Raw genomic sequence first — 11538 nt, 5'->3', positions numbered from 1 at the left:
GATCGTGAGCCCGAGATAGTCCGCGATGTCCTGACGCGACATCGGCAACTCGATCGACGCGCTGCTGGTGTTACGGCCTGCCATCTCGAGCAGGAAGCCGGCCACGCGCTCTTCGGCGCTCTTGATGAGTGCCAGCGAGTGTTCCTGGACGCGCTGGAGTTCGCGCACCGTCAGCATCCAAAGCTGACGGGCCAAGCTCTTTTCGTGCTCCGCGCGCGCCATCACGGCGCTGCGCTTGGCAACCAGGATCTGGGCATCGCAGATCGCCTCGGCCGACGAGAGGTGCAGGTCACCGGCTTCCACGCCGAAAATATCGCCGGGCAGATAGAAGGCGCTGATCTGCCGCCGACCATCATCGAGCATGCGGTAGGTACGCACCGCGCCGGAAACGACCTGATAGAGATACTCGGCAGGCTCGTGTTCGCCATAGATTTCGTTGTTGCGCGCAAAGCGCATCGGGGCCGCCATCAGGCCAAGCGGGCCATCGGCCAAGGGAGCCTGGACAACCGAGCGGGCGCTGATCGTTGACTTGGCGGTTGCGACGACGGTGAGCATGGCAGAACTCCGGTTTCGTTGATGGCCGGAAGTTCGCCGATTTCCCGCGATTTCGAAATTCGGGTCGTCCCCCTAAGTATAAGAACGGAGGGCTCCGTATAAATACGGAGCTTCCCATCGTTGAGGAGGATCAAAGCGGACGGGTTGCGATCGGTGAACAATGGAAATTATCAGCTATTTGGCGAAACCGGCCGTCATGAAGAAACTTGCTTCAATTTTATCTCGCCTTTTCGACAATTCGCGATGGCACGACATCGAGACGGCTCCGGTCGATCGCGAACTCGAGCTCGCCACCATCGACGGAGAAATTCGTCCGGTCGGCGGCTTCTGTCTTCGGCATGGTGACGACTGGTTCGATGCGGAAACCTTGAGACCGATCGAAGTGTCCGCGACCCACTGGCGGTTTCGCTGGCCTGTGATTTTCCCGGTCAGCTGTTGCTAGGACGTCCGATGCGCGCGCCGATCCGCGGGGCGATAGTCTATCTCATGAAACGGCCGGGAAAGCCGGGCCAGCGGCGGATCGACTGGACGCTCGTGCTCGCCTGGGCTGGGGTCGCAATCGCATTATGGATCATCGCGCTGGTGGTGATTCTTCGCTGACCAGCGGCGCCAAGTCCCTCATCTCTTCGTCTCGACCGGCTCATCATCCGCGATCGCGCGCCACGCGGCACCGTCCAGATCGTCATACTGGCCATTCTTCAACGACCAGAGAAAGCCGGCCAAGCCCGCACCGCCGAGCAGGATCGCCAGCGGAACCAGAATTACCATGACCTCCATCACAGTTCTCCTTTGGCGCGGATACGCGCCCGCAGCGCATTGAGGATGACCAGCACGGACGAACCGGACATCGCCGCGGCCGCAATCAACGGTGTCGCCAGTCCGGCAATCGCGATCGGAACGGCAAGCGCATTATAGATCACCGCGAACCAGAGGTTCTGCCGCATCAGGTGCAGCGCGTTGCGGGAAATTTCGATTGCGGCCAGTATCGGCGCAAGCTGCTCCCCAAGGAATACGGCGTCGGCAACCGCCTGGCTCATATGTGTTGCCGAGATCGGGGAAATCGAGGCGTAGGCCGCCGCCAAAGCCGGCGCATCGTTCAGGCCGTCGCCGACCATCAGCACCTTGAAGCCGCTGCGCTTGAGTTCGTCGATCCGCGCGATCTTGTCGACCGGCGTTACCTCGGCACGCCATTCACAGATGCCGAGTGTTTCCGCCGCTGCGCGCACCGCCGGCTCGCGGTCGCCGGACACGACTTCGACGCTGATCCCCCGCTGTCGAAGCGATGCGACGACGTCGACGGCATCCGGACGCAAGCGCTGTCTCACCGCGAACACATAACAAGACGCGCCGTACCGGAATGCAACAACCGAAGCTTCCGGATCACGGCTCAAAATCACGTTCGCCGCTTCCTCGGCGCCACAATAAGACGGCCGCCCCAGCCGGACCTCCAGATCGCCGAGCGAGCCGTGCACGCCCTGTCCCGGCTCTTCCTCCATTCCGCCAAGCGGCGATGTTGCTTTCGCCGCCCGCGCCACGGCCGCCGCCACCGGGTGCCGGCTTGAGAGCGCGACGCGGCCGGCGAGCGCGAAAATATCCGCAGGAATCGCCTCGGCGTTGGTGACATCGAGTTCCGGAAGCGTCAGCGTGCCGGTCTTGTCGAAAATGACGTGATCGACTTCCGCGAGGCGCTCGATCGCGTCACCTGAATTGAGCAGAACGCCGGAGCCGAACAGCGACCCCGAGGCCACCGTCTGCACGGCCGGAATGGCGAGGCCGAGCGCGCACGGACAGGTGATGATCAGCACGGCGATGGCGGTTATCACCGCCTCGTGCAAGCTTGCGCCCGCGATCAGCCACCCGATCATCGTCAACAGCGCCGCGGCATGAACGACCGGCGCATAGAGCCGCGAGGCTCTCTCGGCCAGCCGCAGATAGCGGGACCGCGACTGCAGGGCGTTTTCGAGCAAGCGGGAAATTTCCGAGAGCAGCGTGGCCTCCGAGGCCGCTGACACCCGCACCCGCAATACGCCTGTCCTCACGAGCGTACCGGCATAGACCGGACTTCCCGCGGCAACGGTCTTCGGCAGCGTTTCCCCCGTGATCAGGCTTTGATCGATCTCGGATCGTCCGCTGATGACATTTCCGTCGACGGCCGATCGCTCGCCCGGTCGCAGCAGGACGATGTCGCCCGGCTGGATCGCGGCGACGGGGACTGTGACGATCTCCTCGCCATCGACGAATTTCGTCGCGGTTTCCGCCTTCAGCGCCGCCAGATTGCCGGCGAAAGCGCGGGTCTTTCGCCGCATGTTCTGGTCGAGGTACCGGCCCGCAAGCAGAAATGCGATCAACATGATCGCCGCGTCGAAATAGGCGTGCTCGGCGTGGGTGGCGGTTTCAAACAGCGACATCGCCAGCGCCAGCGCGATGCCGATGCTGATCGGCACGTCCATGTTGACGCTGCGCGCGCGCAAGGCTGTCATGGCCGAAGCAAAGAAGGGCTGAGCCGAATAGGCGGCGGCCGGCAATACGATCAGGGCGGAAAGCCAGTGAAAGAAATCGCGCTGCTCGGGCAACATGTCGCCGCCGACGGCCGACCAGACCGGAATCGACAGCATCATCACGTTCATCGCGGCAAATGCCGCAACCCCGAGACGGCGCAGCAGCGAGCCGGCCTGCTCTGCCTCACGCGTCTCGCTGGAAGCCCGTTCGAACGGGTAGGCCCTGTAACCAAGCTCGGTGAGACGAGCGACGATTGTGGTCGGGTCGACCGCTCCCGCCTTCCACTCCAGCGCCAGACGACGATCGGTCAGGTTGACGCGCGCCGAGGTCACATCCGGAATCTTCAACAGGTTACGTTCGATCTTGGCCATGCAGCCCGCGCAGTTGATTCCGTCAACCGCAAGGTCGAGGCGCACGAGGCCTTCACCTGTGCTCCTCAAGTAATGCGAAAAATCGAGTGCCGTTTGCATGATGGTGGCCGGTCAGTTCAGGACAATGCGATTGTGGGACAGGAACAGCCGCTTGCCGCCTCCGTTGGCTTCGATCACGAGGTCCCACTGGCCTGGCGCAACGCCTTGCGCGGTGCCGCGATAGCCTCCGTCCCCGCTCTCGACGACCTTCAGCGGCTGGTCGATGCGGCGGTCGGTCGGCCGTTCGAGGTAGCCTGAGAAAATCAGACCGCTCAACGGCGCTCCGCTTGCGTCGGTGACGTGAAGCGTCACTGTCGCACGGCCGTCAGGCTGACGCTCGACATGGGCGTCGACATTCCAGCGTCGCGCGTCCTGCTCGTGCGCGGCCTGGATTTCCTTCTGATAGGCGAGACTGGCGCCGTAGGCGCTGTCGACCTCCGTACCGGGCAAAGTAGCGATGGCAAAACGCATCATCACCATGTTGACGCTGATGACGACCATGAAGAAAGACACGGTCACGATCAGAACAAATCGTCCGGTGATCGGCTTTGCGGTGGTTTGGCGGGAAGTCATGGCAGTTTCCTTCAGGGTGTCACGAAATGGTCGGTCGCCGAAGTCACTTCGCCCAGTCCGATATCGGTGACGCGAAACTTCACTGGGATGGTCTTGTCGGCTTTCTCGTCAAAGGGAGCCGTGACCAGCACGCGCAGTTCGGTGGTTGAATCGCGGCCGAGAACGATCATCGGCCGGTCCGGCGTCACCGAATCGGCGCCGACGACGTGGACTTGCGCATTGGGGGGGCCGTCGATGTCGACGGCGATTACGCGGTCGAAGCCCCGCTTGTTGAGAAAGCGAAGCGTATAGCCGTTTCGGATCGAACCGTCACTGAGGCGGACTGCAACCGGGTTGCGGTCGTGCAGCACGTTGAGGTCGAGCAGAGATCTCGTGATCAGCGCGTAAAGCATCAGCGAACAGACGCCGACTATGACCGAGGCATAGACGACGGTGCGGGCGCGCACCGGTTTGAAGATCTCGCTCTTGCCGGCGATCCTCCGCTGAACGTTGATGTCGTTGTCATAGCCGATCAGGCGCGCCGGGCGGCCGATCTTCTTCATGACGGTATCGCAGGCGTCGATACAGAGGCCGCACTGGATGCAGCCAAGTTGAGCGCCGTCGCGAATGTCGATGCCGGTCGGGCAGACCGCCACGCATTGATTGCAGTCGATGCAGTCGCCGACTTTCTCGCCGAGCGCCCGCAGATCGAATGCCTTCTTGACGGAGCAGCGGCGCTCGCCGCGGTCATACTTGTAGGTGACGTTCAGCGCCCATTCGTCGGTCAAGGCGGCCTGAATCCGCGGCCATGGGCACATATAGACGCAGACCTGCTCGCGCATGTAGCCCGCAAGAACATAGGTGCTCGCCGTCAGGATGCCGATCCAGACATAGGCGACGGCCGGCGCCTGAAAGGTCGCGAGGTCTTTCACCAAAGTCGGCGCGTCGGAGAAGTACAAGACCCAGGCACCGCCGGTCCACCACGCGATCCCCAGCCAGATGGCATGCTTGAGAACGCGCCGCGCCAGCCGACCGGCCGTCAACGGCGCCGCGTCTGATTTGATGCGCTCACGGCGGTCGCCTTCGGTCCAGCGTTCGACCGCATAAAAGAGATCGGTCCAGACCGTCTGGGGGCAGAGATAGCCGCACCAGATTCGCCCGCCCAGCGCGTTCATGAGAAACAGCGCGAGCGCGGCGAGGATCAAGAGGCCCGTGAAGTAATAGATTTCCTGGGGCCACAGCTCGATGAAGAAGAAGTAAAATCGCCGGTTGGGAAAGTCGACCAGCACGGCCTGATCGGGGGCACCGAGCCCCCGGTTCCAGCGCACGAAGGGCAGCAAATAGTAGATGCCGAGGCAAAATGCCATCAGCCCCCATTTGATCCTGCGAAACGTGCCTGAAACGCTCTGCGGGTAGACCTTCTTGCGGGCCACGTAGAGCGGCCCATCCTCGTCAACTTGCAGATCCAACGGCGACACGGGTTTGTTCATCGCAGAAAACTCTCGATTTTCACGATGAACCTACCCGCGGCAGGTGCCGCTGCCCTTGACGTACATCAAGCGGCGGGGGCCCTTGAAAGAGCCTATTTTCCGCCGCCGAGCGAATGCACGTACACCGTCAGAGTCTTGATCGTAACGGGGTCCAGACGGCCGACCCAGGCCGGCATGACACCGGCGCGGCCATTGGTGATGGTTTCCACAATGCTCGCCTGATCCGACCCATAGAGCCAGATCTGGTCGGTGAGATTTGGCGCTCCCATCTCCTGGTTGCCCTTGCCTGCGTCGCCATGGCAGGCGGCGCAATTGTCGGCGAAGATCTTCTTGCCCGCCGCAGCGTTGAAGCCGGGTTCGGTCGACAGCCCCGACAAGGAGCGAACGTAGTTCGCGACGGTGACGATTTCTTCCGGTTTCAGGATTCCATCGCGCCCGAACGCGAGCATCTGGCCCTCGTGCGCCTTCGGATTGCCCGAGCGCGCACCGAACTGAATTGTCTGGCTGATCTGCTCCAGCGAGCCGCCCCACAGCCAATCGTCGTCGTTGAGATTGGGATAGCCCTTGGCGCCTGCTGCGCCCGTGCCGTGACATGGCGCACAATTGTCGGCAAAGACGGTCTTGCCACGCGCCCGCGCCAGCGAAAGCAAGTTCGGATCTTTTTCGATGTCGGCGAGGGAAGCGCCCGCAAGCACCTTCATCTTGTCGCCGCGAATAGCCTCGAGTTCGGCGAGATCCTTGGTGACCGCTGCACGGTTGGTGTAGTGCAATATGCCGGCGGTATATCCGCTCACCAGCGGCCAGGCCGGATAGACCACCCAATAGGCCACCGCCCAAAGGATCGTGGCGTAGAATGTCAACACCCACCAGCGCGGCAGCGGCGTGTTGAGTTCCTTGATACCGTCCCACTCGTGACCGGTGGTCGAGCGGCCGGAAACACTGTCGATATCGTGATGGTCACTCATGGTGTGTCAGTCCTCCTGCAACGGCATTTTGGCCGCAGCATCGAAAAGCGCCTTGTTGCGAGGACGCAGCGCGTAAACAACGATGGCGATGAAAATCGCGACAAATACCGGGGTCCAGAAAGTTAGAACGAATTCCGACGCCAGATTCTGGATAGAAACGATCGCTTTCACGTCGCACCTCTTCAGCGCAGGTTGGCTTTTTCGTCGTAGAGCTTGAAATCGACCAGCGTTCCCAGCATCTGGAGATACGCGATCAAGGCATCGAGCTCGGTCGGATTGCCGGTCTTGCCGTCGAAGTTTCGAACGACAGCATTCGGATAGCGCTTTTGAAATGCGTCAGCGCCGGCATTGTCCGGATCCGCCTGTGCCAGCAGGTCCGCTTTGGCGTTTGCGATTTGCTCGTCGGTGTAGGGAACGCCGACGGCACGGCTGGTGCGAAGATGTGCGGCGATATCATCGACGCTGATTTCAGTCGCAGCCAATACAGGATATCCGGGCATGACCGATTGCGGCACGATCGCTCTCGGATCGGTCAAGTGACGGACGTGCCAATCGTCGGAATATTTGGCGCCGACGCGAGCAAGATCCGGACCGGTGCGCTTCGATCCCCATTGGAACGGATGATCGTACATGCTTTCCGCCGCCAGCGAGTAGTGACCGTAACGCTCGACCTCGTCACGCAGCGGCCGGATCATCTGGGAATGACAGAGATAGCACCCTTCCCGGACGTAGATGTTCCGTCCGGTCAATTCCAGCGGGGTATATGGACGAATCCCGTCGACCACCTCGATCGTGCTCTTGAGATAGAACAGCGGCGTGATTTCAACCAGACCGCCGACAGCGATGACCGCGAGAATGCCCGCAACCAGAATGATCGAGTTCTTTTCGAAGATCTTGTGTCTATTCCAAAAGGACATGGGAGAACCTATTCGGCTGGCTGGAGCAGGCCGGTGGTCTGCGCTTCTTCGGCTTCACCGGCGTTGACTGTCATCCAGAGATTGAAGGCCATGATCAGTGCGCCGATCAGGAACAGGGCTCCGCCGGCGGCGCGGATCATGTAGAACGGGTGCATAGCCTCGACGGACTCGATGAAGGAGTATTCGAGGAAGCCCAGCGAGGTGTAAGCGCGCCACATCAGGCCCTGCAGAATTCCCGACACCCACATCGCCGAGATGTAGAGGACGATGCCGATGGTCGAAATCCAGAAGTGCCAGTTGACGAGCTTGAGGCTGTAAAGGCCCTTCCGGTTCCAGAGCCAGGGCACCAGACAATACAGGGCGCCGAATGAAACGAAGCCGACCCAGCCGAGCGCGCCGGAGTGAACGTGACCGATGGTCCAATCCGTATAGTGGCTGAGCGAGTTGACGACCTTGATCGACATCATCGGCCCTTCGAAGGTCGACATGCCGTAAAAGGCGACCGAGACCACCATCATCCGCAGCACCGGATCAGTGCGCAGCTTGTCCCAGGCGCCCGACAGCGTCATCAGGCCGTTGATCATGCCACCCCACGACGGCATCCAGAGCATGATGGAGAAGGTCATGCCGAGTGTCTGCGCCCAGTCGGGCAGCGCGGTGTAATGCAGATGATGCTGGCCTGCCCAGATATAGAGGAAGATCAGCGCCCAAAAGTGAACGATCGAGAGGCGGTAGGAGTAGATCGGCCGTTCGGCGCGCTTCGGAATGAAGTAGTACATGATCGCGAGGAAGCCCGCGGTCAGGAAGAACCCGACGGCATTGTGCCCGTACCACCATTGGAACATGGCATCCTGCACGCCGCCCCAGGCGATGTAGGATTTCGAGCCGAGCAGCGACACCGGCAACGCCGGGTTATTGCCAAGATGAAGCACGGCGATGGTGACGATGAAGGCCAGGTAGAACCAGTTCGCCACAAAGATATGCGGCTCCTTGCGCTTGAACAGCGTCGCCAGAAACACCAGCAGGTAAGCGACCCAGACGATCGTTAGCCAGAGATCCGCGTACCATTCGGGCTCGGCGTATTCCTTGGACTGGGTAACACCGAGCAAATAGCCGGTACCGGCGATCACGATGAAGAAATTGTAGCCGAGCACGACGAACCAGGGTGCAAGGTCACCCGCGAGCCGCGTCCGGCAGCTCTTCTGCACAACATAGAAAGACGTTGCGATCAGAACGTTGCCGCCGAAGGCGAAGATCACCGCCGACGTATGCAGCGGCCGCAAGCGCCCGAACGTGGTCCAGGGCAGATCGAGATTCAGCGCCGGCCACGCCAATTGCGAGGCGATGATCAGCCCGACGAGGAATCCGGCAATGCCCCAAAACATGGCCGCGACCGAAGCGAATTTGATCGGACCTAGATTGTAGTTGGGGCGACCGTTGATCTCTTGCGCAGGAAGCTCGGCCGGTCGGCTGTAATACCTGTTGAGAATCATGAAGCCGGCGGCCAGGCTCGCGATAGAGCCAAGCGAGGCGTGGAACGCGAACGGCGCGTCGTGCGCAAGCGCGGCACCGACAAGACAGGCAAAAGCCAGCACGATAAAGAGCGGAAATAGAATCGCTTCGCCGATTGTCATGGATTTCGAAGCGGTGGACGTCTGCGGCATGGCGCAACTTCCTTCGACATGAGAATGCTGATTAAGGATACCCGCGCGGACACCGCGCGGTTTGATCGAGATCAAGAGAGAGTGACTGGGAAGCCAAGAACGCGTGGCGTTCCCTGCTGGCGCACTTGTTGCGCAAGCTCGCGCAGCAATGGCTCGTTGGGGCAGTATTTTGACGGGGTCGCCATCCGCTTGTGCCTGATGTCCCTGGCGCATCGCGCTCGCGAGGAGCATCGGCTGCATGCCAGACGCAAATCCCGCAGCTCGGCTGGGTGAGAGGCGGCAAGCTTTTCTGCGGAAAGCCCCTCATAAGCGAGGCGCCTGTCGAGCAAATCCAGAAATTCGGGCGGACGGAACATCAGTGCGACCAGCTCGGCCGACGACAGGTTCAAATCATGCGCGACGATCTCGATTTCACGGGGATCGATCCGACCAAGCTCCCACCATCGGGACACAGCGGATTTTGCACGATTGAGAAGATTTCCGAGCAGCGAGTTTCCGGATCGGTCAATTGATTGCGCCAATGTCGTTTTCCCCATTTCGGAACCCGCTTAGTTCCATGAAGGGAATTCTTCGTTGATCTGGATCAAACCGCCCGGCTGAATTGCGCGGATTGCGGCCGCCGGTAACGATCGAACGCGGCAGCGACGATACGGACGACAGGCCGCCCCGCTTGCGTAACCAGCAACTTCGTGCCGTTGATCTCGACGAGCCCGTCGCTGATCATCGGAGCGAGCGTCGATAATTCACCGGCGAAATCCACCCCTGGTGCGATGGCGGCAAGATCGACCGCGAAATCGCACATCAGCCGCTCGATGATCAGCCCTTGCCGCCGATCTTCACCTTCGATCCGGCAACCGCGTGCCGTGGCGAGTGTACCGGCCTCGATTGCCCGAATATATCTGGGCACGTCGGAGATATTCTGGACAAAACCCTGGGTGAAGGTCGAAATCGACGAGGCGCCCAAACCGAGCAGCACCTTCTCGTCGTCTTCGGTATAGCCTTGAAAATTCCGATGCAACTTCCCTGAGGCCGCCGCCAACGCCAGGCCGTCATTCGGCTTGGCAAAATGATCGATGCCGACGCGTACATAGCCGCGTCGGACCAGCTCTTCGGAAATGAGTTCGGCCTGTTCGATCCGCTCATCGAGCGATGGCAGCATGGCCTCGTCGATGCGACGCTGGTTGGCCTTCATCTGGGGCAGATGAGCATAACCAAAGCACGCGATTCGATCCGGCTCCATGGCGCCAACCAGCGCGCTGGTCTCGCGAACCGATTCGCGCGTTTGCCGCGGCAGGCCGTATATCAGGTCGAAATTCAGGTTTTCGATGCCGGCCGCGCGAAGCCTGCGGGCCGCGAGTTCGACCGTCGACAGCGGCTGGATTCGGCCGATCGCCGCTTGAACCAGCGGATTGACGTCCTGAACGCCGAGGCTGGCGCGGGTCACGCGCAAGGCAGCAAGGCCGTCCGCCAACTCTGCGGTTACGTAGCGCGGATCAAGTTCGATCGCATGTTCGCATGCCGAATCCAGCGGGAAGTGGCGACCGAGCACAGACAGGACCGATGTCAGGCCGTCCAGTCCCAAAATGCTGGGGGTTCCACCGCCCCAGTGCAGACGCGCGATATCCGGCACGTCCTCGATCAGATTCGCGACCAGGCCGATCTCGGCTTCGAGGGAGCGACGATAGCTCGAAACCACCTGATCGCGAACGGCCATCTTGGTGTTGCAGCCGCAATAGAGACAGATCTCGCGGCAGTAGGGAACATGCAGGTAGACCGAAATGCTTTGCCGTCCATCCAACGTGGCCAGCCACGTTTCGTGGTCGCTCGGACCGACCGCGGTCGAGAAGTCGGCAGCTGTCGGATAGGAAGTGTATCGCGGGACGTTGCGCCCCGCATAGCGCCGCGCAATCGGATTCACGGGATCGCCCTCTCGTCCGATGCGCCGGTTTAGGCAGCGACCGTTGTCGGCGATCTCAGCTCGATCGCATCGGCAAATATCGTCCAGTCACGGACGTGCTTTTGCCGGCAGAAGCTTGCTTCGGCCTGTTCGACCGCTTCCGTCAGCGAGCGCGCCTGGACATTGAACGCCGCCTGGCAGGCGCGATGTTCGTGCCCGGTGTCATCGCAGACAGTCTTGATGAAACGCACGTCAAACGACAACATGTCGATCTCTCCTGTTTCAACAATATTGCGCTACAAAGCGCCGTATGGCTTTGACAAAAGTCAATCAGACGTCGTGATCGATTGTCGATCCAGTTGCGATGATCGCGAAGCTGACGATCGCAAGGATTCCGAGCAAGGCACCGACAAGGGCGAGCTTGTCGCTCAGGTCGATAGCAAGCAGCGCCGCCGCGACGGCCGGCAAGCTGAATAGAAAGCTGACGGTACGAATCATCACATCACCTGGCTCAGCACCAACAATATGCGACCGTATAAAAGATCAGCCAGAAGGCTTCTTGATCCAGCTCAACATGCGATCGGCTCGA

Annotated in this window: 14 protein-coding genes; 1 reads left to right on the top strand and 13 read right to left on the bottom strand. The window is 60.9% G+C overall.

Annotated features, from left to right (window positions below; translation table 11 throughout):
- On the bottom strand, positions 1 to 555 hold a 555-nt coding region (locus VFL62_RS01355; protein ID WP_325170582.1), incomplete at its 3' end, for a cyclic nucleotide-binding domain-containing protein.
- A gap of 450 nt (positions 556 to 1005) precedes the next feature.
- Here VFL62_RS01355 and VFL62_RS01350 point away from each other — a divergent pair.
- Entirely contained in the window at positions 1006 to 1155 is a 150-nt protein-coding gene (locus tag VFL62_RS01350; protein ID WP_325170581.1) for a hypothetical protein, read from the top strand.
- An 18-nt stretch (positions 1156 to 1173) separates the two neighbouring features.
- Here the strand turns inward: VFL62_RS01350 and ccoS are convergent, their stop codons facing one another.
- The 12 genes from ccoS to VFL62_RS01290 all read right to left on the bottom strand — a co-directional run bounded on the left by ccoS (position 1174) and on the right by VFL62_RS01290 (position 11447).
- Entirely contained in the window at positions 1174 to 1332 is a 159-nt protein-coding gene (ccoS, locus tag VFL62_RS01345; RefSeq protein WP_325170580.1) for a cbb3-type cytochrome oxidase assembly protein CcoS, read from the bottom strand.
- Complete coding sequence (locus VFL62_RS01340; RefSeq protein WP_325170579.1) at positions 1332 to 3524, bottom strand: heavy metal translocating P-type ATPase; 2193 nt, start codon at positions 3522 to 3524, stop codon at positions 1332 to 1334. The genes ccoS and VFL62_RS01340 overlap by 1 nt, the downstream gene beginning before the upstream one ends.
- Positions 3525 to 3536: 12 nt before the next feature.
- Positions 3537 to 4037 (bottom strand): FixH family protein, encoded by a 501-nt coding sequence (locus tag VFL62_RS01335; RefSeq protein WP_325170578.1) that lies wholly within the window; start codon positions 4035 to 4037, stop codon positions 3537 to 3539.
- Positions 4038 to 4048: 11 nt separating this feature from the next.
- Positions 4049 to 5506: a cytochrome c oxidase accessory protein CcoG gene (gene ccoG / locus VFL62_RS01330; protein ID WP_325170577.1), complete on the bottom strand. Its 1458-nt coding sequence runs from the start codon at positions 5504 to 5506 to the stop codon at positions 4049 to 4051.
- Positions 5507 to 5598: 92 nt separating this feature from the next.
- The gene (ccoP, locus tag VFL62_RS01325; RefSeq protein WP_325170576.1) at positions 5599 to 6471 is read right to left on the bottom strand and encodes a cytochrome-c oxidase, cbb3-type subunit III; all 873 of its coding nucleotides are present in this window, start codon (positions 6469 to 6471) and stop codon (positions 5599 to 5601) included.
- 6 nt (positions 6472 to 6477) lie between these two features.
- Entirely contained in the window at positions 6478 to 6642 is a 165-nt protein-coding gene (locus VFL62_RS01320) for a cbb3-type cytochrome c oxidase subunit 3 (RefSeq protein WP_325170575.1), read from the bottom strand.
- 11 nt (positions 6643 to 6653) lie between these two features.
- Complete coding sequence (ccoO, locus tag VFL62_RS01315) at positions 6654 to 7388, bottom strand: cytochrome-c oxidase, cbb3-type subunit II (RefSeq protein ID WP_325170574.1); 735 nt, start codon at positions 7386 to 7388, stop codon at positions 6654 to 6656.
- A gap of 8 nt (positions 7389 to 7396) precedes the next feature.
- On the bottom strand, positions 7397 to 9022 hold the full coding sequence (ccoN, locus tag VFL62_RS01310) for a cytochrome-c oxidase, cbb3-type subunit I (RefSeq protein ID WP_414644570.1): 1626 nt from the start codon (positions 9020 to 9022) through the stop codon (positions 7397 to 7399).
- A gap of 101 nt (positions 9023 to 9123) precedes the next feature.
- Positions 9124 to 9588, bottom strand: a complete 465-nt coding sequence (locus VFL62_RS01305) for a DUF6455 family protein (protein WP_325170572.1) — start codon at positions 9586 to 9588, stop codon at positions 9124 to 9126.
- A gap of 47 nt (positions 9589 to 9635) precedes the next feature.
- Entirely contained in the window at positions 9636 to 10970 is a 1335-nt protein-coding gene (gene hemN, locus VFL62_RS01300) for an oxygen-independent coproporphyrinogen III oxidase (RefSeq protein WP_325170571.1), read from the bottom strand.
- A gap of 29 nt (positions 10971 to 10999) precedes the next feature.
- Entirely contained in the window at positions 11000 to 11215 is a 216-nt protein-coding gene (locus tag VFL62_RS01295; protein ID WP_325170570.1) for a hypothetical protein, read from the bottom strand.
- A gap of 64 nt (positions 11216 to 11279) precedes the next feature.
- A complete protein-coding gene (locus VFL62_RS01290) occupies positions 11280 to 11447 on the bottom strand; it encodes a hypothetical protein (RefSeq protein ID WP_325170569.1) in 168 nt (55 codons plus the stop codon).
- Positions 11448 to 11538: the final 91 nt, after the last annotated feature.

This window comes from Bradyrhizobium sp. (assembly GCF_035701725.1).
Lineage (GTDB): Bacteria > Pseudomonadota > Alphaproteobacteria > Rhizobiales > Xanthobacteraceae > Bradyrhizobium.
The sequence above is the reverse complement of the archived record's forward strand: the minus strand, read 5'-3'. Positions and strand labels throughout refer to the sequence as shown.